The 21,742-nt window shown below is 59.5% G+C and carries 20 protein-coding genes and 1 tRNA gene; 11 read left to right on the top strand and 10 right to left on the bottom strand.

Annotation, left to right across the window (positions count from 1 at the left end):
- The 4 genes from HJA_RS16155 to HJA_RS16140 all read right to left on the bottom strand — a co-directional run bounded on the left by HJA_RS16155 (position 1) and on the right by HJA_RS16140 (position 4,870).
- The gene (locus HJA_RS16155) at positions 1-438 is read right to left on the bottom strand and encodes a host attachment protein (RefSeq protein ID WP_051597799.1); all 438 of its coding nucleotides are present in this window, start codon (positions 436-438) and stop codon (positions 1-3) included.
- An 84-nt stretch (positions 439-522) separates the two neighbouring features.
- Positions 523-1,755, bottom strand: coding sequence for an efflux RND transporter periplasmic adaptor subunit (locus HJA_RS16150; RefSeq protein ID WP_081814768.1), 1,233 nt, complete (start codon positions 1,753-1,755; stop codon positions 523-525).
- 2 nt (positions 1,756-1,757) lie between these two features.
- On the bottom strand, positions 1,758-4,130 hold the full coding sequence (locus tag HJA_RS16145; RefSeq protein WP_035584213.1) for an ABC transporter permease: 2,373 nt from the start codon (positions 4,128-4,130) through the stop codon (positions 1,758-1,760).
- Complete coding sequence (locus HJA_RS16140; protein WP_199285808.1) at positions 4,127-4,870, bottom strand: ABC transporter ATP-binding protein; 744 nt, start codon at positions 4,868-4,870, stop codon at positions 4,127-4,129. Before HJA_RS16140 ends, HJA_RS16145 begins: the two co-directional genes overlap by 4 nt.
- A 137-nt stretch (positions 4,871-5,007) precedes the next feature.
- Between HJA_RS16140 and HJA_RS18240 the strand changes: the two genes are divergently transcribed.
- The 4 genes from HJA_RS18240 (at position 5,008) to HJA_RS16120 (ending at position 8,573) form a co-directional block, all read left to right on the top strand.
- Positions 5,008-5,847: a universal stress protein gene (locus tag HJA_RS18240; protein WP_155840081.1), complete on the top strand. Its 840-nt coding sequence runs from the start codon at positions 5,008-5,010 to the stop codon at positions 5,845-5,847.
- An 11-nt stretch (positions 5,848-5,858) separates the two neighbouring features.
- Complete coding sequence (locus HJA_RS18235; RefSeq protein WP_162177083.1) at positions 5,859-6,314, top strand: DUF3775 domain-containing protein; 456 nt, start codon at positions 5,859-5,861, stop codon at positions 6,312-6,314.
- A 24-nt stretch (positions 6,315-6,338) separates the two neighbouring features.
- Positions 6,339-8,063 (top strand): adenosylcobalamin-dependent ribonucleoside-diphosphate reductase, encoded by a 1,725-nt coding sequence (locus HJA_RS16125; RefSeq protein ID WP_155840079.1) that lies wholly within the window; start codon positions 6,339-6,341, stop codon positions 8,061-8,063.
- Positions 8,064-8,156: 93 nt separating this feature from the next.
- A complete protein-coding gene (locus tag HJA_RS16120; RefSeq protein ID WP_206741737.1) occupies positions 8,157-8,573 on the top strand; it encodes a c-type cytochrome in 417 nt (138 codons plus the stop codon).
- A gap of 8 nt (positions 8,574-8,581) precedes the next feature.
- Here the strand turns inward: HJA_RS16120 and HJA_RS16115 are convergent, their stop codons facing one another.
- Together HJA_RS16115 and HJA_RS16110 are read right to left on the bottom strand one after the other, a co-directional pair.
- Entirely contained in the window at positions 8,582-10,222 is a 1,641-nt protein-coding gene (locus HJA_RS16115) for an MFS transporter (protein WP_035584281.1), read from the bottom strand.
- Between the two features lie 289 nt (positions 10,223-10,511).
- Positions 10,512-11,342, bottom strand: coding sequence for a hypothetical protein (locus HJA_RS16110; protein ID WP_035584211.1), 831 nt, complete (start codon positions 11,340-11,342; stop codon positions 10,512-10,514).
- Between the two features lie 64 nt (positions 11,343-11,406).
- Here HJA_RS16110 and HJA_RS16105 point away from each other — a divergent pair, with 64 nt between their 5' ends.
- Positions 11,407-12,327 (top strand): fatty acid desaturase family protein, encoded by a 921-nt coding sequence (locus tag HJA_RS16105; RefSeq protein WP_035584208.1) that lies wholly within the window; start codon positions 11,407-11,409, stop codon positions 12,325-12,327.
- A 6-nt stretch (positions 12,328-12,333) separates the two neighbouring features.
- Here HJA_RS16105 and HJA_RS16100 read toward each other — a convergent pair whose 3' ends face one another.
- The 4 genes from HJA_RS16100 to HJA_RS16085 all read right to left on the bottom strand — a co-directional run bounded on the left by HJA_RS16100 (position 12,334) and on the right by HJA_RS16085 (position 16,781).
- The gene (locus tag HJA_RS16100; protein WP_035584205.1) at positions 12,334-12,801 is read right to left on the bottom strand and encodes a MaoC family dehydratase; all 468 of its coding nucleotides are present in this window, start codon (positions 12,799-12,801) and stop codon (positions 12,334-12,336) included.
- 118 nt (positions 12,802-12,919) lie between these two features.
- Positions 12,920-13,831, bottom strand: coding sequence for a sulfite exporter TauE/SafE family protein (locus tag HJA_RS16095; protein ID WP_051597795.1), 912 nt, complete (start codon positions 13,829-13,831; stop codon positions 12,920-12,922).
- A 48-nt stretch (positions 13,832-13,879) separates the two neighbouring features.
- Positions 13,880-16,204, bottom strand: a complete 2,325-nt coding sequence (locus tag HJA_RS16090; RefSeq protein WP_035584202.1) for a TonB-dependent receptor — start codon at positions 16,202-16,204, stop codon at positions 13,880-13,882.
- Positions 16,205-16,466: 262 nt separating this feature from the next.
- A complete protein-coding gene (locus HJA_RS16085) occupies positions 16,467-16,781 on the bottom strand; it encodes a winged helix-turn-helix transcriptional regulator (protein ID WP_035584199.1) in 315 nt (104 codons plus the stop codon).
- A gap of 301 nt (positions 16,782-17,082) precedes the next feature.
- On the opposite strand from HJA_RS16085, the gene HJA_RS18230 reads away from it, so the two are divergent.
- The 6 genes from HJA_RS18230 to HJA_RS16045 all read left to right on the top strand — a co-directional run bounded on the left by HJA_RS18230 (position 17,083) and on the right by HJA_RS16045 (position 21,732).
- Positions 17,083-18,996, top strand: a complete 1,914-nt coding sequence (locus HJA_RS18230; RefSeq protein ID WP_051597794.1) for an autotransporter domain-containing protein — start codon at positions 17,083-17,085, stop codon at positions 18,994-18,996.
- 40 nt (positions 18,997-19,036) lie between these two features.
- Complete coding sequence (locus tag HJA_RS16065) at positions 19,037-19,417, top strand: glycine zipper family protein (RefSeq protein ID WP_035584188.1); 381 nt, start codon at positions 19,037-19,039, stop codon at positions 19,415-19,417.
- A 176-nt stretch (positions 19,418-19,593) separates the two neighbouring features.
- Positions 19,594-20,106, top strand: a complete 513-nt coding sequence (locus tag HJA_RS16060; RefSeq protein ID WP_035584184.1) for a hypothetical protein — start codon at positions 19,594-19,596, stop codon at positions 20,104-20,106.
- A 46-nt stretch (positions 20,107-20,152) separates the two neighbouring features.
- A tRNA-Gly gene (locus HJA_RS16055) sits at positions 20,153-20,226 on the top strand.
- Positions 20,227-20,305: 79 nt separating this feature from the next.
- Entirely contained in the window at positions 20,306-20,689 is a 384-nt protein-coding gene (gene crcB, locus HJA_RS16050; protein ID WP_035584181.1) for a fluoride efflux transporter CrcB, read from the top strand.
- Positions 20,686-21,732, top strand: a complete 1,047-nt coding sequence (locus tag HJA_RS16045; RefSeq protein WP_035584177.1) for an RluA family pseudouridine synthase — start codon at positions 20,686-20,688, stop codon at positions 21,730-21,732. The genes crcB and HJA_RS16045 overlap by 4 nt, the downstream gene beginning before the upstream one ends.
- Positions 21,733-21,742 lie beyond the last annotated feature (10 nt).

Below are 21,742 nucleotides of genomic sequence, written 5' to 3'. Positions count from 1 at the left end.
TCAGGCCCCGTTAATCAGCGCTTCGATGGCCTTAACCGGGCGATGGGCGTGGTCTCCGGTCACGGTATGATCTATCCGGCTCAATGTATGGTCATTCAACGACTGACGCAGGATGCCCATGGATTTTGGGTCTGCTACCAAGACGAACCGGCGTGAAGTTTCGGCCGTCGCCCAGCCGTCCATTTGTCTGGCCAGCGCTGAGACAAAGCGCGTTTCTTCCTGTTCATGCCAGTCCGTATTCCCAACGGATGCATTCTGTCCAGCCGGTCCCGGGAAGCGTCCGGGGCGGTCTGATCCTTGTTGGTGAGTTGGCGGATTGGTGTTTTCGTCAAAGCTCATGACGCGTAGGTCCAGCCGGTCCGTATCGCCCTGATTTTCATAGACGACATATTTTCCGGCATCGCAGACGACCACCCAGTCTCCGTTTCTCAGGTGCATTTGCCTTCTCCCTGTTTGTTTCCTCAGTGACCAATAATAGCGCGGTGTGGCAGGGAAAACGATGCGTAATTTCCGAAAGTTGGGCTAGCGAGCCCCTGTTAATGTTGTTTCCGGCGAGCGCTTCGCTTTCGTTTCCGAACGCACTTTTATTTTGGCGCCAGGCTCCAATTGACGCGGCGGGTGGACAATGACCCGTGTGCCTTCTGTCACACCGTCCAGGATTTCAGCATAATTTCGATTGGTGTGGCCGACTGACACGCCGCGCCATTCGGCGCGCCCATTGGCAACGACATATACAGCCCAGCCATCGGCATCCCGAAACAGGGCAGACATCGGCACAACCAACCGGTTTGTTCCTTCCCAAACGGCAATATTGGCAACAAAGCGATAACCGTGTCCGAGGTTCTGGCGGGCTGCAGGGTCATTCAGATCCATGACGATATTGACCCGTTGTTCTTCTATGCCGAGCGCCGACACCTTTGTGAAACCTGCCGGTTCCACACGGCGGACACGACCTGGAAGCGGTTCACCGCCCCAGTCGGTAAATGTGACAGGGTCGCCCGGTTTTACGCGCACAGCTTCCTCGGAGAGAAAGTCCGCGACACATTCCAGAGAGCCAAGGTCGCCAATCGCGACAATTGGTGTGCCCTGGGCAATCGGACCTTCGCTCTCCCGGTTTACGGTCAGGATCTGGCCGGAAAGGGGGGCGATGACAGCGATCATGTCGCTGCCATTCTGCGTCTCGCTGGGCATCAGGGCCGCACGTGCCGCCGCAAGCTCCTGGCGGCGGACACCGATCAGGGCTTCGCTTGAGCGCAAGGCCAGATAACCTTCCCGTTCCGCGGCTTCGGCGTTGTCGACTGCCTGCTGGGATACTGTCGCAGACTCCAGGAGTTTTTTCGCGCGGTCCAGGTCTCGTTTGAGGCGATTGTGTTCAGCTCGGTAACGTTCTGCGTCAGCGCGTGCCGCTGTCAGGGCAGCTTCTGCGGACGAGATATTCGACTTCAATTGGGCTGTCGTGCGGGCGGGCAGGAGCGGGGGCAACAGCGGGCGGATGGTTGATATAACGGTTTCTTCGGCGGTAACCTGATCCCCCGGTTCGACTTCCACACGCGACATTGTTCCGTCGAGTGGGGCAGACAATACGAACACGTCCCGGACCCGGGTCATGCCGTCGTCCGAAACGGTAACGATCATATCCTCGCGCGTCACATAGGCTGCATCCACCTCAATAGCGTGCGGGGAAAAGGCCCATGCAAACCCCAGGGCAGCGATCGCTGCGAGGCCAATCCAGAGACGCATGCGGACTGATGGCATCACTATTCCCTTGTTTTCAGCACTGCTATGAGATCCAGAGAGCGCACTCGCCGGACAACAAACAATGCGGCAATCGTTGAGGAGAACAGTACGATCATTGCAGCGACGCCCAAAGTGGAAGGGTTCACGACGACAGGGATGCGATATAATTCAGTCGCCATAGCAGTCGCGATCAGATGGGCCAATGCAATTCCCCCAATACAGCCAATCGGAATTCCGACGAGCGCAACCAGCGCGAGCTCTCCAAGCAGGATGTAACCCACTTCATGATGGGTGAACCCGAGAACACGTAGACTTGCCAGTTCACGTCCCCGTTCAGTCAGGCTGATGCGCGCAGCATTGTAAACGACACCTGCCGCGATCGCCCCGCCGATGACGGCATAAATGCTCATCATGATATAGATTGTTTCCTGCAGCGTTTCCTCAAAGGAGTCGATTGCGGCTGCGCGCAGTGAAACGCCTGCAATCCCGGGTCGTTCAATCACACTCTCCTCGAATGCAGCCTGGGCGAGCGGGTCAAGCTTCAGATAAGCGCCGGATATGGTTGGCGGCTGGTCCAGCAAGGCGTTCATTGTTTGCAGGTCCATGAACGCCGGTGTCCCGACAAATTCATCGACCACTGCGGTTACGGGCAAGTCGACCACGGGCCGGGTCGCATCCAGAAAATGAGCCGTTACGAGATCTCCAGTCGTTACGTGCAGCATGTCGGCCAGTTGTGATGAAAGGACAATCCCTGTCGAGGGAATGTCAACGTACCGTCCGTCTGCAGACAGGATGCGCCTCAACTGTGCGTCGGCAGGCAATCCGGTGATGCCAACGCGTTCGGAGCGGTGTCCGGCTTCAAGGCTGGCGGGAATATCCCGTACACCTTCGGCGCTCATGACACCAGGAAGGCGTGAGAGCTCGGACAGGGCCGTATCGTTCCGTCCCTCGAAGAAGGTGATGGCAGCATCATGCGCATTCGTACGGAAAAACATCTGCTCCATAATTGTGTCGATCGCGTCGAAGCTGAAAAGCGTGCTGACCAGCAGGGCGACGGCCGCGGCAATGCCGAACAGGTTGGCAGCCGTTCTTGCGGGAAAGCGGAACAGGTGACGCAGGATGAGGCGCGTAGGCTCATCCAGCCACCGCATCTGCAGGATGTAGCGAAGCCAGCCCTGATGGTAGTTGACCGGCGGGGCGGGTTGCATGGCTTCAGCCGGCGAAAGCTTCGCGGCCCCAAGAGCTGCGCTCATTGATCCGGCTATCGCGGATCCGAGCGCCGCCAGAGCGCTGGCGAAGAGGGCAAAACTGTCTATGCGCCAGGTCAGGTCCGGGATCCGGAACGTCTCGGCGTACAATTGTGTGATCAGGTTCTGGAGGATGAAGCCAAGTGCGAAACCGGCCAGGACGCCGCCAGCCGTTATCGCTATCGCGAATTTCAGATAGTGCCAGGTGATTTCCCGCCGGGAATAGCCGAACGCCTTGAAAAGACCAATCTGCTGGCGCTCCGTCTGGATCAGGCGATTGAGTATCGAGTGTATCAGCACGGCTGAAACAGCTAGGAAGACGGCGGGGATAATCCTCGCCATCGTTTTCAGCTGGTTCATCTCGGATTCGACAAAAGCATTCGACAATTGATCGGACCGGTCGATCGCGCCCGTCCCGCCATAAGGGGCGAGCACGTCGTCCACCTGGTCTATGACAAGCGCGGTATCCGTTCCTGGTGCCACGGTCAGGCTGACACTGTTGAAGGCGCCATCGAGATCAAATGCGGCTTCCAGCGCCTGCCTGCGCATCCAGAATATGCCGAACAGCCGGTCATCGGGCATCAGAGAGCCGGGACCAAGGGCGTAGATGAACTCCGGACTGTCGCCGATGCCGACGATAGTGAGCGCGCGCAGGCGACCATTCATGACGGCTTCAATCGCATCGCCAGTCTGCAGACCGTTCGCCTCGGCAAAGGCATTTGAAATGATGATCTCATCCGGCGAGCGTGTTTCCGGATACCGGCCGCTAAACAGGACGATCCGATTCAGTATGCTCTCGCCCGTATCGGGCAAGGAAACAATCTGTGCATTGGCCGGCTCTTCGACGTCGGGGATGCGTAAAATGACGAGGCGCACGATGCGGGTTTCGATCGTCTGAACGCCATCGATTGCCCGTAAGCGTGCCGCGGCACTCTCCGGGGCTCGGCGTACGGATGTGAAGACGTCTGCGAAGCGGTAACGCTCATAATAGGCGTCGCGGCTCGCGCTCAGTGTGCTGAGCGTGCCGAGGGCCATGACCATTATTGCAACACCGCAGGCTACAATGATGCCGACGGCTATCGCCTGGCCTCGCATGTGCCAGATGTCGCGAAGCAGCTTGATGTCGAGAGGGGAGAGGCCCTTCACCAGGAAATCTCCGAGGGTTTCAGCCGGCGCTTTGGCGCCGTTTCCTCAATGATCAATCCATCCTGCATTCGCAGGACACGGTCTGCAATTTCACCAATTCCGACATTGTGGGTGATGATCAGCATGGTTGTGGATAGTTCGCGGTTCACCCGGTCCAGCGCCTCAAGCACGCGAATGCCGGTCTGGCTGTCCAGAGCGCCGGTCGGCTCATCGCAGAAGAGAATTTGAGGGCGTTTCGCAATGGCTCTCGCGACAGCCACACGTTGCTGCTCACCCCCGGAAAGCTGAGCCGGGAAGTGCTGGACCCGGTTCCCCAGACCCACGAGCTCGAGCGCTTCTTCCGGTTTCATCGGGCTTTTCGCGATCTCTGTGACCAGGGACACGTTTTCTTTCGCGGTCAGGCCTGCGACGAGATTGTAGAACTGGAACACAAACCCGACCGAGCGTCGGCGGTATCGTGTCAGCTCGTCATCGCTTGCATGGGTGAGATCGTGACCGTCGAAATGCAGTGTGCCGGCGGTCGCCCGGTCCAGTCCGCCGAGTATGTTGAGCAGGGTGGACTTGCCGCTGCCGGAATGGCCGAGCAACACAACCAGTTCACCGCGTTTCAGGGAAATATCGACGCCGCGTAAAGCGTGGACGGACACTTCGCCTGTTATGAAGGTTCGCTCCAAACCGCGACCTTCCATCAAAATGTCGGTTTGCCCGGAGGTCTGTTTGTCGGATTTTGAAGCAGGCATTGTAAAATTTGATCCCAATGCGCGACTTATACCCGAAAATCGTGAGAATATCTGCTACGTAGGGACGCGTATTGAAATGAACGACTTTCAGCTATGGTGTGATGTGAAATCGACTATGCCAAGAATGGAGACTTCCCGTGAAGATCAAGGATATTAGCGTCTGTATGGCCTCTCCGGATGGAGACAAGGCCGCGTTCGATTTCGCCAAAATGCTTGCCGTGGCGAATGATGCACACCTCAGCTGTGCCGCATTTACTGTTCTTCCGCCCATGATCCTTGGGTATGGAGACGGTTCTGCAGGGGAAGTTTACGCCTCCATTCTTCAGCAGACGCGGGACACGATGTCCGGTGCCTGGAAAAAATTCGAGGATAGTGTCGACCAGCAGTCTCCCGCGATCGAGATGCGTCATTTCGAGGCGTTCCCGAACAGGGTTGAATCCCTGTCTGCCATGAATGCCCGCCATGCGGACATTGTGGTTGTCCGCGCGCCCGGGAAATCCGACGAACAACCGCATGCCGACCTGCTGGAAGGCGTCCTGCTGGGCGGCGGTCGGCCCGTCCTGATCGTGCCGGAGGAGTGGTCCGGCACAACGGTTGGCCAGCGGGCGATGATTGCCTGGGACGCAAGCCGGGAAGCGACGCGCGCCCTGCATGACAGTCTGCTCCTGATGAATGATGATGCTAAGGTTTGTGTCGCCACCGTCGATGCCAAGCCCGGTGATACGAGCCACGGAGCGGGGCCTGCCTGGGATGTCGGCGCACACCTGTCCCGCCATGTCGGAGATGTGGAAGTCAGGAATGAAGACAGCATTGGCCGCTCTACCGCCGAAGCCCTGATGGATGTTGCTACGTCCTTCGATGCCGACCTCATTGTTATGGGCGGGTATCGCCATTCCCGACTGCAGCAGGCATTCCTTCCCGGTGTGACCCGCACACTGCTGCGCGAGGCGAAAGTGCCTCTGCTGCTGTCGCATTGATGGGGGCGCGAATGAAAAAAGTCATTCAGGGGGATCGTGCCTTCGATCTGACGATTGATCCGGACGTCGCCTACCGTATCGCTGTTCTGGCCCAGTCCTATCAGGGCGAAGGCATCATGCCGATGGAAGAGGACGACGTGGTCGATAATGATCGCGGTGATGATCCGATTACCGATCTTGATGCAATCGCCGATGAGGCTGAAGAGCCGCATGAGGATGTGCTGGATGACGAGCTTGAAGGACTGATCCGCGGGCTCAATGTCGATGCGAAACATGACCTGCTCGCACTGATCTGGGTTGGTCGCGGAGACTATGAGGCGAGGGACTGGGCTTCCGCTCGCCGGGCTGCGCGCGAAGCAGAACCCTTCAATGTGATCGATTACCTGGAAGAGCTGCAAATGGGCAGCGACTATATCGAGAATGCACTCGAGGCGATGGGGTATCCGCCGCCGGATGAGTTATCCTGAGACATCCATGGGAGGCTGGTGGAAATGATGTCGTTGCCGCCTCCCGTTTTTCCTGCGCCAGTATCTGAAGACATCTGGCGACGGAAATACCGGTTTGGAAATGAGGCTGGTATTGATGAAACCTGGCGCCGTGTGGCCCGGGCTGTGGCCTCCGTTGAAGCAAAGGATCAGCCATTCTGGGCGGAGAAGTTTCTTGGCCTTCTGGCGGACTTCCGCTTCCTCCCGGGGGGGCGGATCCTCGCCAATGCAGGGACCGAACGTAGCGCGACCCTGCTGAATTGCTTTGTCATGGGCGCGCTGGATGACTCCATCGACGGCCTGTTCACCGCTTTGCGGGAGAGCGCCATCACCCTGCAGGCTGGCGGCGGAATTGGGCTCGACTTTTCACCTGTAAGGCCTGCGGGGGCGGCAGCCGTAAGGACGGGCAATATTGCCAGCGGCCCCGTCTCCTTCATGCGCCTGTGGGATGCGATGTGTGAGACCATGACCGCAGACCGCGCCCGCCGCGGGGCGATGATGGCGGTCCTTCGCTGCGACCACCCGGATATCGAAGCCTTCATTGATTCAAAAACGGCGGCCGGCGTGCTTTCGCACTTCAATCTTTCCGTCCTGGTGACTGATGAATTCATCCGGGCCGTGGACGCAGATGATGCGTGGCCGCTTGTGTTCGGAGAGCAGGTGATCCGGACCCTGAAAGCGCGCGATCTTTGGGACCGGATGCTTCGTGCGGCTTACGGGAGTGGCGAGCCCGGCGTTCTGTTCATTGATCGGATAAATCGGGAGAGCAATCTCGGCTACATCGAGACGATCCATGCCTGCAATCCCTGTGGCGAAGTGCCGTTGCCGCCTTACGGGGCATGTGACCTGGGCTCCATCAATCTTGCGCGATTTATCAGTCATCCCTTTTCCGACAAGGCCGGGTTTGACTTTGAGTCTGTCGCAAGCACCGTGCATCTGGCGGTGCGCTTTCTGGACAACGTTCTGGACCTCTCGCACTTCCCGTTGATGGCTCAGGCTGAGCAGGCAAGATCCGCCCGTCGGATCGGGCTGGGGATAACGGGGCTGGCAGATGCTCTGATCATGCTTGGGCTGGACTATGACAGCAATGCCGGGCGGGAATTCACGGCCCGTGTGCTGGGAACCATGCGGAATGCGGCCTATCAAAGTTCGGTGGAGCTGGCGGAAGAAAAGGGCAGCTTTCCTCTTTTTGAGGTGGACGCCTTCCTTGACCGTCCGTTTACGCATCGCTTGCCGGAAGGAATAAGGGCGTTGATCCGCAGGAAAGGAATCCGGAACAGTCATTTGCTCGCCATCGCACCGACCGGGTCGATCAGCCTTCTGGCAGGAAACGTCTCTGCAGGCATCGAGCCGGTCTATGCTGCTTCAGTCAACCGGCGCGTAAAGCGCCTGGATGGCGGAGACGACATCATGGAGCTCGAAGATTTTTCTGTGCAAGCTTGGCGGAAAGGTGCGCGTGGTTCAGTTCCGCCAGCTTTCGTCACCGCTTCGCAACTTTCCGCTGAGGCGCACCTGGCAATGCAGGCAACGGCGCAGGGCTTTGTGGACAATGCGATTTCCAAGACAATCAATGTCGATGCCAGCCTGCCGTATGACGATTTCAGGCAGGTCTATCGCCGGGCATGCGATCTGGGCTTGAAAGGGTGTACGGTGTACCGTCAGGGCAGCCGCGGGGAAGACGTGCTGACGCCTGTTGCTGCGGGGAGCATCTGCAACTCGGATACGTGCTGAAAGCCGACGGAGCTGACATCGCTTTAATGTTGCAATGCTAGGCGATCGCTTTCCGCGGCATTAGACTGACTGAACAGACTGAAAGGGATTCACATGTTTCAGCGACGTACCGGGTTTCTCGTTGCCGGGCTTATGACGAGCCTCGCACTTCTGGCAGCATGTAATACGACACCTGCACCGGAGGCCGAAGAAACTGCGTCAGCTCCGCCTCAAGCCGAGGAGGGGAGCGACGCATTCGCCTATGATAGCAAGGTCAAGGTCGGCAGATTGATCGCGGAAACACGGTGTTCCACCTGCCATGCCATCGGCCCGACCGGAAACAGCCCTCACCAGGATGCCAAGCCTTTCAGGCAACTGTCTGAAAACTACCCGGTACGAAATCTCGAAGAAGCGCTGGCGGAGGGCATTGTTGTCGGTCACCCGGACATGCCGATGTTCGTTCTCAGTCCTTACGAGATTGATGCCCTGCTGACTTATCTGGAAAGCATTCAGGAGCCACACCCGGCCTGAGCTCCGCGTCAGTCACTACGGGTCGGGTCATTCGTGGTTTCGGTCGATAGCTCCGGATCGATCGTGACGCCGGTGACCTGACGCTCCAGCATCCGGACGATCGGGGGCGGCCAGCTACCCTGGTGCAGGGTGTGCAGGATGATGAGACTGTCCCGGTCGGCATGGGTGCGCCGTTCATTGTGGAGCACATAGTCCATCCAGCGTCCGAACCGGTATTTTTCAATCCACAGGTCCGGATCGCTGAGGTCACGCACCAAAGCCCAGTTGCGTGCCCCATCGCGCAGTCTCACGCGGCGGCTCTCATTCATGGCGGCCAGGAAGCGCGGGACGTCTTCCTCCCGGATCCGGTAGTGCACGGCAATGTGGACAGGGCCTGCACGCGGTTCGATGGGCACCTTCACGTCCGGCACTTTCCAGCGTCCGACAAGCTCAAGGTTCAAATCCTGAACTTCAGGCAAACGCAGGAAGAAACCCATACAGAGGCCGATAGCCTGCACGCCCGCCATAATCAGGATCGCGTCGGAAATGCCCTGATGCTCTGAGAGCCAGCCGCTCATCCAGCTTCCGGCAGCCATCGTGCCGAACACACACATCTGGTAGAGCGACAGGGCCCGGCCGACCACCCAGCGCGGCGCGGACATCTGCACCGTCACATTCATGGTCGCCATGGCGAGCAGCCAGCCCCAGCCGAACACGACGAGACCGAACACGGTAACGAGCAGCCAGGGGCTGAGCGCGATCACGACCGCGCCGGCGATCATCGCAGTGACGGTCAGGCGAAGCGTGGCCTCATTGGTCAGGCGCGCGCGCACCGGCCGGTTTGAGAGGGCCCCCATCACCGCGCCGATGCCGAAGGATCCGGACAGGATGCCGAACGTGATCGCACTACCGCCAACGAGGTGACTGGCAACCAGTGGCATGAGCGACGGGACACTGGCCGCGGCGAAGCCAAACAGGGCCGACCTGAACATGACGCGCCGGATTGGCGGTGACAGCAAGACATAGCGAACGCCGGCCATCATGGCTGTGCCGAGGTCTTCGCGCAGCGTCGGGCGCGTCGGCTTCTCCGGGCGCCAGCTGAAAAGGACCCATATGATCCCGAGATAACTGAAGGCATTGACCGTGAAGGCGGCGGCGGATCCGAACGCTGCAACGATGGCGCCGCCGAGCGCTGGGCCGGCTGTGCGGGCCATGTTGAAGCCCATCGAGTTCATGGCCACCGCGCCGGCAATTGTGCCGCGCGGGACAATGTCGCCCACTGTGGCCTGCCATGAGGGCGCGTTCATAGCCGTCCCGCAGCCGATCAGGAAGGTGAAGCCCAGAAGCGCCCAGGGTGTCAGGTGCCCGAACCAGGCGAAAATGCATAAGGCAACAGACAGGATGAACATCCAGCTCTGGCAGACCAGCATGACGAGACGGCGGGGATAGTTGTCCGCAATGGCGCCGGACAGCAAGGCCAGGATCATGATGGGCAGGGTGACCGATGCCTGAACGAGGGCGATCTGCGTTTTGGTTCCCCCCAGTTCGACCATCAGCCACGCCGCACCGACACTCTGAATCAGGCTGCCAAACTGCGATGCCACATTGGCCACCCAGATCCGCCGGTACAGCGGAATGGAAAAGGGCGGCGGGGCGGGATTGTCTGGCATAAGGTGCGGCGGGCCTGAGTCTTGGTAGGCAATCGTGGAAGTGATTGCGGCCAGGTTCAAGATGCCTTCACGGTATGAACAGCTTCTTTGTGTGTCTTTTCGAGGCTCTTAGCGTGCCGTGTTTTCTGCAATTATGAACAATAGGAATACGATAAGTATTTCGAAAAAATTGTTGTAGATCACGTGCCCAAGCCATTGGGCGATAATCCAGATTGTACCGATTGCGAACGCAAAAAGCTCGTCTGGTTCCATTTTGGTTCCCTCCCGAAAATGCTTTAGGGGGAAGGTATCAAATCTTTTTGTCGTCGGCTTCCATTGCGGCGTGATAGGTCTGCCAGCATTTCCGGCCAGCCTTGTTGTACGCCACCATTGTTTCCACCATGCGAAGGAAACCTTCCTGATCGCCGAGCTCCGGTGGCAGCAGGGGGTCGAAGTTGATGGTCCGGATAACGGCCTGACCAATCAGCAGGGAATCGCGGGCCGCCTGGTCTCCCGGCAGGCTGGGTAACTGTTTCAGGCTGGTGGTCATGGCGTCGATCGCTTCAGCATAAGTGCGGGCTAGGTCTGCTGTTGACCAGAGGGTTTCCCATTCCGCGCCGCCAGACAGCGCCCGCTCGCTTACACGCAGTAGCGAGATTGCTTCGTCGGCTCCGATACCGACAAGATCTGCGCGATGGCCTTCCAGGTCCCGGGCCAGATTGGCGGGGCGTACCCAGAAGCCGGTCTCTGTTTCCTTGTAGCCCGACAAGGCCAGTGCGCGTTCGCGGGCCCGGACCTGCTTGCGATCTGTCCGGCCGAGATGCCCGGTGATCGCCACCAGCCAGTCGCCATTCCAGGGGACGATACGGCTGGACACGTCTTTCCAGCTCTGTACGCGCCGGGTCAGCGCCTTCGATTTCGGGCCGGGCTGGTAGACGCCGCGGTCGGGACTTTCCAGAAGTCCCTCCTTCTGCAGGCGGGTCACCGCGACACGAAGCGTGGCGGGCTCAATACCGAACAGCGCTGCGGCATTGATAAGACGCCCGATCGACTGAGGCGCCGTGAAGGCGCTGCTCATCAGCGAGAGGACTAGCGCGCGCGGCGAAACGTCTTTTGGATCGAGAGGCTGAAAATAATACATCAATTGACCTAATATGATGTTTGGCGTAATAAACCGTAAAAGAGCTCTTAGGGAGAGAGACGCCATGACGAACCAGCTCAAACTATCGGATGTCCTAACGAAAGACGAGTTGCGCGAACTTCGCCAGAAGTCGGACCTCCGGGCATTTGCGACGCTGAGCTGGAACTGGGCCCTGATCGCTGCGGCGTTTGCCGTGGCGATCATCTGGCCGAACCCGCTGACCATTCTGGCGGGCATCATCCTTCTTGGCGGACGCCAGCTGGGCCTCGGCATCATCAATCATGACTGCGCGCATCATGCTTTTTTCAAAAGCCCGAAAGTGGACGAGTTTGTCGGTCACTATCTGGTCGGCGCGCCGATGAATATTTCGCTGCCGGCTTATCGCGCTTATCACCTGAAGCATCACAAATATGCTGGCACGCCGGACGATCCGGACATCGTCTTCGTGAAGAACTATCCCGTTTCCAAAGAGAGCCTGCGCCGCAAGTTCGTTCGGGACTTCACCGGCCGCACCGGCTTCCGTGACACCTTGCGGAAGATCCGGAACTTCAGACTGAAGCGGAACTGGCCGTGGCTGACCTTCCACGTCCTGCTGCTGGGCACGCTGACACTGGCTGGTGCGCCATGGGCTTACCTGATGTGGTGGGCGGCGGAACTGTTCGTGTACCCGGCCATCGTGCGCCTGCGCCAGATCGGCGAACACGGGACTGCCAAAGACCGGACCCAGCTGGACCCGCGCCTCAACACCGGCACAACGACCGCGCCTTTCTGGCAGCGTGTCCTGATTGCTCCGAACGATGTTAACTACCACCTGGAGCATCACATGTTCGCGTCGATCCCGCCTTACCGGCTGAAACGGTTGCACCAATTGCTGGCGTCACGCGGTTACTATGATGGTTTTGAGTGTATCTCGAAGGACTATTTCGACGTGCTCCGCCGGGCGGTGCGCCACGATGACAAGCCGTCGATGGTACCTGCCGAATAGCTTAATCTATTCGGAGTCGCTTTCCGGGTTGCGGACCTGGATCAGACCGTTCGACACCATGCTCATCACAATCTCCCCGTCCTGATTGTAGACCGTCTGCTCGGTCTTCATCAGGCCCATCTCGCGGCGGCTTTTCATGCGGCGCTTGCCGATCAGCTTGGATTCCACGCGCAGCGTATCACCTGGATAAACCGGTTTGCGCCAGCGCAGTTCATCGACGCCGGGGGAACCGAGAGACGCTGTCGGCTCCTGTTCGCTCCAGCCCTCCACCATCATCCGCATCGCCATGGCGGCGGTATGCCAGCCGGAGGCAGAGAGGCGCCCGAAATGTGTCTTCGCCGCTGCCTCATCGTCCAGGTGAAAGGGCTGTGGGTCGTACTTGCCAGCAAAATCGATCACTTCCTCGCGGGTTACCTCATAGGTCAGATCCGATTTTGTGACGGTGCCGATCACCAAGTCTTCATAGTAGCGCATGGATGAGGTTCCTCGATGCCAGAAAGAAAGCCGCGCCTGAATGGCGCGGCTTTCGTTACGTCAGGCAAGATAGCCAGGCAGCAGTACGGGATGCTTCAGGCGTCCGTAGCCGATTGCCTCACCGGCCACCCATATGCGGTAGCTCCGTGGAGACCTGTACGGCAGAAGCCGTGGTCAGCGGGTTCTTTGCCGGGGCTTTGTGGAAAGCGGTCCAGAGCATCAGGCTGGACGTGCACAGCAGGTAGACACCGAGGGCCTTCTTCAGCTTGGCCGAGTCGAGGCTGTGAGCCAGCGCGGCGCCGATCGGGGCAGTGATCATGCTCATCGAGATGATGGCCAGCATGGCGATGACGTTGACATAGCCGATAGAGCCAAAGGGCAGGCCGCTTTCTCCCAGACCGCTAATGACCGAACCGATCGTGCCCGGGACAGCGATAATTGTGCCGAAACCGGCCGCTGTAGCGATCGCACGGTGCACCGGCTGGCCGGACAGTGTCATGATCAGAATGGCCGGCGTGCCACCTCCGATCCCCAGCAGCGTACAGAAGCCGCCGAGGAAACTGCCAAGTCCGCCGCGTGCCACACCCTTCGGCATTTCATTCGAAACGGTACGCTTGGACAGGATCGGGAACAGGAAGTGCCAGGCCATGATGAAGACGCCGACACCGAAGATGATTTTCAGGGACTTACCATCCAGGAAGCGGGCGACGCTGAGCCCGAGGACCACGCCAAGCACGACCCAGGGCGCCCATTGTTTGAGGATATTGAAATCCACTGCTCCACGCTTCGCGTGCGCCTGCACGGACCGGAGGGACGTAAAGATGATCGTGGCCAGCGAAGTACCAATCGCCACGTGCATGATTTTGTCGTCGGACATCGGATGATCCGCTGTCGACAGGAGTGTGAAGACTGCCGCGAGTGCCGGCACGACGACAAAGCCGCCGCCAATTCCGAACAGGCCCGCCAGGAGGCCGGCAAAAGCGCCGGCGACCAGCATGGACAGGATAAGTGGAAGTGCATCAGCTAACATGGGTTTTACTCGGTGATGATTGAGAAGTCATTTTGCTGTCTGGCACGATCAGAAGCGGACCGTCAGGGTCGCCTGGAACGTGCGCGGGTTGAGTGGGCGGAAATAGGCGGAACCGGCAAAGACAAAGGCCGTCGGCACTTCTTCATCCAGCAGGTTGTCGACGTTGAAGCGCAGGCTGACATTTTCCGGCACACCGAAATCGTTCGGGCCGCCAAGGTCGAGATAGCCGCTCAGCACGGCGAAGCTGTCCATCTCGTAGCCCTCGGTATAGTCGGCATAGCGCTTGCCGGTGTATTTTCCGGAGATGTTGGCAACCATCCATTCGGTCGGCTCATAGGTCACGCCGCCAGTGAATAGCCATTCCGGGCTGTCGGCGAGGATGAAGCCAGCTTCGTCTTCGGCGTGGTTGTATGTCAGGTTGCCGTCCAGGTAGACCTTGTCGTCCAGGAACGCGGGTTGGTAGACGCCCGAAAGTTCGAAGCCGTAAGCCTCGGTTTTGCCGGCATTGATGTAGAAGGCTTCCGGCTGTTGGGTCGCCGGGTTGATCACACTGCCAGCCACAAGACGGTTGTCGAAGCTGGTGAAGAACAGCGCGGCAGAGCCATAGAACTGCGCGCGGTTAGTACGGTAGCCGATTTCGAAGTTCTGTGACTCCTCGCCTTTCGGCGCCGGCAGCGGCTCGGTGGATGCATCAGTGGACGCGATGGAGAAGATGTCGTCCGCACCGCGTGGGAGCGCATAGTTCTGCGAGTAGGATGCGAACACCTGATCGCTGTCGTTCATGTCGTAGACTGCGCCCACCATGGGCAGGAAGTTGTCGCTGTAATCCTCACCAACCGTCTGTGGGCCGAACAATTCATAGTCGTTATAGTCGCGATAGCCGCTCAGCTGGTAATCGACATTGAGGCTCTTCACCCCGATTTCGAGGTTCAGCTTCTCATCCATCAGGCTGATCGTGTCCTTCAGGTAGAGTTGGGTCGTCTTGCGGGTGGAGGTGTAGTTGCGGCGGTAGTAGGCGACTTCGTCCCAGATCACGTCGCCGTCGGCCGAGCCGTTGGTTTTATTCAGGCGCTGCTGGGTGCGGTTGTAATCTTCGTCTTCATACCAGGCGCCGAACTCAACCTTGTGATTGGCGACCTGCCATTCGAGACCGGCGACAGCGCCCTTGCGCGTACCGCCCACGCCGGAGAGGCCATACTGCACGCCGCGCGGGTGAACGACGTCGAGGCCGGCGGCGACCTGGCGGTTATAGATGCCGAGCGAGTTGGAATAGCTGTCCGGCGAGACACCGAAGCCGTCCTTGTCTTCCTGATAAGCCGTGGCTGTGAACATCAGGTTTGGCGTGATGTCGGTCTGGAAGTTCAGCGAGTAGAGGCTGTCGTCGCGGACGTTGATCCGGTCCTCATAATAGCTGGTGCAGGTCGAGCCGGTGAAGATCGGCGAGAAGTCATTCTCGTCGATGACGTTGTCGCCATTATAATCATACACGTTGGAAATCGGTTCGATACAGCCGGTTTCCGGAATGGAGTCCTGGTAAGCGTAGTAATAGTCGTTCTCGAACACAGACTCCGGGGCAGACGGTGAGTCGTAGTCGTGGAAGTCGTTGTGGACGTAGCCAAACTTCACGAACGTATCTTCGTCGAACTCGTACTTGATCTTGCCCTCGATATGTTCGCGGTCGATCGTGCCGGGGCCGCGCCACAGGCTGCTGTCCGTTTTGGAGCGGCTGACATAGGCCGACAGGCCGTTCCAGTTGCCAGTTTCCAGCTTGATGAAGCTGCGCTCCAGGTCGTCGTCGCCTATCGTGTAGGAGATCATGCCGCCGGGCGTGTCGGATGTGTCGACTGTATTATAGGAGACGATCGGGCCCAGTGAGGCATAGCTCGGCAGCGAGACATCGCCGGCGCCCGGAGACGCGACAACGGAGCCAAGGTTTTCATTGTCCACATAGCGGAAGATCGGGCTGCCGCCGAAAGCATCGGAACGACCCATCGGCACACCGTCCAGCACGAAGCCGATCTGCTGCAGGTTAAAGGCACGCACGGTGACCGAGTTGCCGAATTCGTAGAGGCCAAGTGCGCCGTCTGTCTGTACGTTGAAGCCCGGCAGGGACTCCAGCATCTTCAGGCCGGAGATGCCGCCCGGTGCAGACAGGAGTTCATCCCGGGTGACGGCGACGGTATTGGTCGCTTCACCCTGACCAATCGCCGTGTCAGCGGTCGAAACGCGGCGGCCCTGAACGACAACCGCCTTCATCGTCGCCTGTTCTTCTGTGCCCGTCGCTTCCTGCGCATGCGCGACCGTCGCCATCGACGCGGCCATCAGTGAGGCAAGACAGATTCCAAATTTCAGACGATTGGTCAGAAGGCGCATCGCAGTATTCTCCCGGCGACTTGTTTAATACGCGCGCAAGATGTCGGCGGGGCGGAGAGGCGGGAACTGCGCACCACAAAGTGCGCATGTTAAAATCGGTAACTTGCCTGCATTCGGGCGCAAATACCCGGACCTGAGTGTTTCTTGTGCAGTGCAGGATGGCTCAGGCTGGCACAGCGCCGAGTCGGGTTTGCCAGGATCGCAATCTCAGGTGGGTGACCGGCAATTTTTGGTTACAGGGCGGCGATCACTCCGGAAGCGCTCAATCAGCTTGCGTCTGCTGTTGCTGCCAGTGTCTGGACCAGTCTGTCAGTTGCAAAAGAATTTCACCAAGCTCTTCGCAGAGCGGCGTCGGGACATAGCCATCATCGCCCAGATCGACCAGGCCATTGTCGCGCAACAGGGTAAGTCGCTGGTTCAGGACAGTCGGAGAAATCTGGTCGCACCGGGCGCGCAGCGCCCGAAAATTCAGCGGCGCATCGCGTAGCTCCCATATTATCCGCAGGACCCATCGCTGACCGAGAATGTCGAGCAGGGCCATGATGGGACGCTGTGCCTTTTTGTCGTTTTCCGGCATTTTCTCTCTTGCGCTACGGAATTAGTAGCATTAAGTCGTGCTACATAATATGTAGCAAGTGGGGAAATTGTCCAGTGCCGACCGGATCACAAAAGCCAGAAGAGCGATCCTTGCGGCGCGGACGGGAAACACAAGCACCGTCCGTTATATTGAACAAGGAAGTCCTGACATGAAGACGAACGGATAATCGTCCGGCTCTGATCCGTAACGACAGGTGGGGCCAGGCCTCCGGCCGCTACCACCTGTTCCCTTAATATCATTCACATTGGTGGGTCTCCGATGAGGTCCACAGGAGATACTCATGACTCGCAGTCTCGCTGCGCGTGCAGGTTCGCTCGCGCTGAATTCCGCTTCCGCTCTGTTGACGGGCGCGGCTGTCCTCACGGTTTTCGCGCCTCTGGCTCATGCCGAAACGGGCGATGGCAATTGGTACTTCTTCGGCGACAGTAATGTCGGCCAGGGGAATTTTTCCGCGATTGTCGGTTCGCGCGGAGAAGACTTTTACCCGAACTCGTCGAACAACGGGTTTGAACGGGATTCCAATGGCCTGATCTGGGCCGAAATGATGGGGCGCGATGTCGACATCATTCTCGATCCCGACATCGACTCTCCGAACATCAATTTCGGGATTTCCGGAGCTCACATGGACCGGGGGGGAGACCTCGTGCCTTACGGCATCGAAACAGGTGTCCGTGTGCAGACGGAGGGCTTTACTGGCCTGGTCGGACAGGGGGCGATCGGCGTCGGCAAGGACGATGTCGCCTTCATGATCGCCGGGGCGAATGACTTTCTTGACCGCCTTGCCATCGATGATCCCGTAGACGCGATCATCGCAGATGTGGCTGCCGCAGCTGCGGCAAATGTCACAGAGCTTGCCAGTGTGGGTGTAAAGACAATTATCCTGTCTGAAATCCAGCCCCTGCAATTCGCGCCGGATTATACAGATGACCCTGAAGCACAGGCCGCACTGACGGAACTGGTTGAAGTGGCGAATGCAGAGATGTTCGCCGCCATCGAGGCGGCCGGACTTCCCGATGACGTCAATCTCGTCACGATGAAGTATAAGGACTTTATCACCCATGTGACCGCGCATGGGGAGACGCTCGGCTTTTCCAACACCACAGATGCCTGTTATCGCGAAGACGAAGGCACGCTGTGCGCAGCCGATTTTGCTGGCCAGAACAAATATCTCTGGCTCGATGAGCTGCATATGACAGAGGCAGGTCACCGCCTTGCCGCACAATGGTGGATGGCGACGCTGCACGGTGCCAGCGGCCAGGCCGCCCGCCAGACCGGGCGGATGCCGCGCATCGCCTACGAGCAGATGGAGAGCCATCGCGCCCTGGTGCGTCCCGGCACGCATACGGCGCCCGACCAGAGCTTTGCGGCCTGGCTTTCGCCGGTCTCCTCAGACCTGAAACTGGAGACAGCCGGGAGAAATCCGGCTGCGCAGCTGAAGCTGGATGGGGCTGTCTTCGGAATGGAACGCCGGTTCGCCGAACACTTCCTCGTCGGCGGGGCGCTGTCGGTCGGCAAGACGGAAACCCTGTTCAAAGATGGCGGGCGCTACCGCCTGGAAGGCGGGGCAGTCTCGATCTACACAGCGCTCGACTATCAGGACGAAGGCCGCCTCAGCCTGAATGTCACGAAAGGTGGGCACGACATCACGGGCATCAGCCGGGCGACCGGTGTCGACCTTCTCTCGGCTGGCGGAGAAACCTCTTCTTCCTACTGGGATGTCGAACTGGCAGCGCGCAGTGTGGACCAGATCGGCCTGTTGGAGATCGATCACGGCTTGTCCATGTCGATGGGGCGCGTGTCTGTCGACGGCTATGAAGAGACCGGCGCGGCCGGGTTGGCGTTGGCCTATGAGAAGCAGGCCTTCAGCTATCAACGTCTCGGCCTGGATGCCGTTATGCGCGGGCCTTCCTACAATTTGTCGGAAACGGTCCGCATCACGCCGGTCGCCGATGTGGCCTATGCCTGGCAGTTCGGGGATGACGACTATGGCGTCACGTCCCGGCTGATCGGCAACACGGCGCAGGCCGCTCATATCCGCAGCGACGCTCCGGCGGAAGACCGTTTTGATGTCGGTGCAGGGTTCCAGCTTGGTCTCGGCGCCCGCTGGACCCTTTCAGCCCGCTACGCCCAGACATTCGCCAGTGACCTGTCACGCGCCGATGAAACCATGGTCTCCCTACGGATGGCCTTCTGAACCTCTCTTCCAAAACCTGTCAGATAAAAGGAAAAACAAGATGACACGTATTCACCTCGCAGCGGTGTTTGCCGCTGGTTTCACTCTCGCCGCCTGCGCAAATTCCGGTGCGAGCTATGAGCCGATTGCCGATGGCCCTACAGATGCCGTCTACGCACAGGACCTTGATGCCTGCCAGGCCATCGCCACGGAGCGCGGCTATATCAATGGCGATACCCGCAACAATGCGATGATCGGCGCCGGACTCGGCATGCTCGCCGGTATCGCCGACGATGAGGTCAACGATACCGAAGGCGCGATCACCGGGGCGATCGTCGGTGCCGTTGCCGGGGTAGGCGCGACAATGATCGAAACGCGCGGAGAGCGCCGTGAGATTGTGGTCGACTGCATGAAGGGCCGTGGCCACCCCGTTGTGGGTTGATCCGGTCTCTTCCGGGCGCGTGGCGTATTGTCCCCACACCGCTACGCGTCCCTTTTGCGGCCATGCAGCTCTGCCCGCATATCCCATATTCTACCGGAGGGGGTATGTTTCACGTTTTGTAAACCAGCGCAGCCTAGCCCCGTTCAGACGCTCAACGTGATGCAGGATGTGGCACGATGTATGTTTCAGGCGCCGGTTCAAATGCTGGCATTTTCGCACTTCAGGCCCGTCAGGGGGCAGAGGGTATCACCGGCCAGACAGCCAGCACGCAGGAGGCTGGTGCTACCAGTGATCCTGTCGCTGACGTGATGAGCCGCTACAACCTGCAGGATATTTCCCCGCTTGAGATCGACCAGTTGGTCGAGGAGCTCCGGGCTGTGGGACATCCCATGAATGAGACTCTGATGATGCTGTCATCGCGTGGGGCGGAGTTCATGAGTCATGCTCAGGACCTGCTGGGTGGCACCTATAATCCCAATCAGCGCCTCAACCTCATTTCCCAGACAGAGGCGCAGCTGCGCATGGCGCGCAGTATGGGGGACCCGACAGAGGCGACAGAAAGTTTCCTGGATTTTCTGAAATCGCATGATCGTGACCGTCTGAGCGCAGGCTTCGCCAATGCAGACCTGACCCGCGAAACCATCATGCGGGAAGCCTTCGCCGCCAACGCAGAGCGCGCCACCGGCTAAGCCCTCTTGCGCATGGGGGAAAACCGGCTCAAATACCGCCCGGCGCGCGGGTGTAGCTCAATGGTAGAGCAGCAGCTTCCCAAGCTGACGACGAGGGTTCGATTCCCTTCACCCGCTCCAGTTACCCGCTGTTCCGCAAGACGGGCGCGCTGGCATGAGCCGCTGGTGTCGCTCGCCGGATGCGGTTAGAAGGCGGGCCATGAACGGATTTCTTGCAGTTGCAGCAGGCGGCGCGCTCGGCGCAGCCATGCGCCATGGGGTCGGGCAGCTGGCGGTGCGCCACATGCCGGATCACTGGCCCTATGGCACATTTGCCGTGAACATTCTCGGCAGCTTCTTCATGGGCTTCCTGATCAGCTGGCTGGCCTTCCGCGGGCAGGGCGGGCCGCAGGAGCTGCGCCTGTTCCTGGCGACAGGGCTGCTCGGCGGTTTCACCACGTTTTCGGCGTTTTCCCTGGAAGTGGCGAACTATGTCCGCGCCGGCGATATGACCCGCGCCGCGGCGTATGCCGGCCTGTCGGTCGCCCTGGGGCTGGCGGCCCTCTTTATCGGTCTCTGGATCGCCCGGAAGGTGTTTGCATGAGCGGCCAGATTGTCACCGAAACCGTCACGTCGAAGGAAGAAGGCACGCGCCTCGACCGCTGGATCAAGCGGCGTGTCCAGCTGACCCAGGGCCAGGTGGAGAAGATGATCCGCACCGGGCAGATCCGGGTGGATGGCTCAAGGGCGAAGTCCAACACGCGCCTGTCCGCCGGCATGCAGGTGCGCCTGCCGATCCTCAGCGGAGATGCAGCCAAACCGGCCCCGGACAAGACCAGCAAAGCCTCAAAGGAAGACCGGGACTTTCTGCGCGAGATCACGCTCTACGAAGACGATGACATGATCGCGCTGAACAAGCCCGCCGGCCTCGCCGTGCAGGGCGGCTCGGGGCAGGGCAAGCATATCGACGGCATGCTGGCATCCCTCGGCGACGGAACACACAGGCCGGTGCTGGTACACCGCCTGGACAAGGACACGTCCGGTGTCCTGCTGACGGCAAAGCACCCGGCTGCCGCGGCGCGCCTCGCCGAACTGTTCCGCAGCCGTGACATGGACAAGGTCTATTGGGCCGTCACGGTTGGTGTGCCCAATCCGCCTTTCGGGCAGATCCGTTGCTGGATGGTGAAAGGCGTGCCAGACGAGCATGAGGAAGACGGCTATCGTGTTGTCAATCCGAAGGCGCGCGGCCGCCGGGACTCAGACCGTGAACGGATGTTCCGGTCAGCACAGGGCGTTGAGGGCGCAAGGCACTCGATCACGGACTATGCCGTGATTTCGACGGCGGGCCAGCGCGCAGCCTGGGTGGCACTGAAACCGCTGACCGGGCGCATGCACCAGCTGCGCTTCCACATGCTGGAAATGAACACGTCGATCCTCGGCGACTTCAAATACCAGTGCCGCCGGGAAGTGCCGCAAGGGCTCGCCCCCGGACTGCACCTGCACGCACGCGCCCTGATGATCCCGCGCCAGAATGCCAAGCCGCTGAAGATCGTCGCGCCGCTGCCGCCGCACATGGCGCAGACCTTCGAAACGCTCGGCTTCCTCGAACAGGAAGCCGGCAAGGATCCGCTTGCCCCTTTCGTCTGATACTGGAAGC

The sequence above is a fragment of the Hyphomonas jannaschiana VP2 genome, from assembly GCF_000685215.1.
Lineage (GTDB): Bacteria > Pseudomonadota > Alphaproteobacteria > Caulobacterales > Hyphomonadaceae > Hyphomonas > Hyphomonas jannaschiana.
The sequence above is the reverse complement of the archived record's forward strand: the minus strand, read 5'-3'. Positions and strand labels throughout refer to the sequence as shown.

Excerpts from the sequence above, each read along its gene's own strand:
- HJA_RS16085 (WP_035584199.1), bottom strand. The coding sequence starts at position 16,781 with ATGCCGGAAAACGACAAAAAGGCACAGCGTCCCATCATGGCCCTGCTC.
- HJA_RS16095 (WP_051597795.1), bottom strand. The coding sequence starts at position 13,831 with ATGTTAGCTGATGCACTTCCACTTATCCTGTCCATGCTGGTCGCCGGC.
- HJA_RS16060 (WP_035584184.1), top strand. The coding sequence starts at position 19,594 with ATGTATGTTTCAGGCGCCGGTTCAAATGCTGGCATTTTCGCACTTCAG.
- HJA_RS16110 (WP_035584211.1), bottom strand. The coding sequence starts at position 11,342 with ATGTATTATTTTCAGCCTCTCGATCCAAAAGACGTTTCGCCGCGCGCG.
- HJA_RS16065 (WP_035584188.1), top strand. The coding sequence starts at position 19,037 with ATGACACGTATTCACCTCGCAGCGGTGTTTGCCGCTGGTTTCACTCTC.
- HJA_RS16120 (WP_206741737.1), top strand. The coding sequence starts at position 8,157 with ATGTTTCAGCGACGTACCGGGTTTCTCGTTGCCGGGCTTATGACGAGC.
- HJA_RS16105 (WP_035584208.1), top strand. The coding sequence starts at position 11,407 with ATGACGAACCAGCTCAAACTATCGGATGTCCTAACGAAAGACGAGTTG.
- HJA_RS16140 (WP_199285808.1), bottom strand. The coding sequence starts at position 4,870 with ATGCCTGCTTCAAAATCCGACAAACAGACCTCCGGGCAAACCGACATT.
- crcB (WP_035584181.1), top strand. The coding sequence starts at position 20,306 with ATGAACGGATTTCTTGCAGTTGCAGCAGGCGGCGCGCTCGGCGCAGCC.
- HJA_RS16115 (WP_035584281.1), bottom strand. The coding sequence starts at position 10,222 with ATGCCAGACAATCCCGCCCCGCCGCCCTTTTCCATTCCGCTGTACCGG.
- HJA_RS16090 (WP_035584202.1), bottom strand. The coding sequence starts at position 16,204 with ATGCGCCTTCTGACCAATCGTCTGAAATTTGGAATCTGTCTTGCCTCA.
- HJA_RS16100 (WP_035584205.1), bottom strand. The coding sequence starts at position 12,801 with ATGCGCTACTATGAAGACTTGGTGATCGGCACCGTCACAAAATCGGAT.
- HJA_RS16045 (WP_035584177.1), top strand. The coding sequence starts at position 20,686 with ATGAGCGGCCAGATTGTCACCGAAACCGTCACGTCGAAGGAAGAAGGC.
- HJA_RS16150 (WP_081814768.1), bottom strand. The coding sequence starts at position 1,755 with ATGCCATCAGTCCGCATGCGTCTCTGGATTGGCCTCGCAGCGATCGCT.
- HJA_RS18230 (WP_051597794.1), top strand. The coding sequence starts at position 17,083 with ATGACTCGCAGTCTCGCTGCGCGTGCAGGTTCGCTCGCGCTGAATTCC.
- HJA_RS16155 (WP_051597799.1), bottom strand. The coding sequence starts at position 438 with ATGCACCTGAGAAACGGAGACTGGGTGGTCGTCTGCGATGCCGGAAAA.
- HJA_RS18235 (WP_162177083.1), top strand. The coding sequence starts at position 5,859 with ATGAAAAAAGTCATTCAGGGGGATCGTGCCTTCGATCTGACGATTGAT.
- HJA_RS16125 (WP_155840079.1), top strand. The coding sequence starts at position 6,339 with ATGATGTCGTTGCCGCCTCCCGTTTTTCCTGCGCCAGTATCTGAAGAC.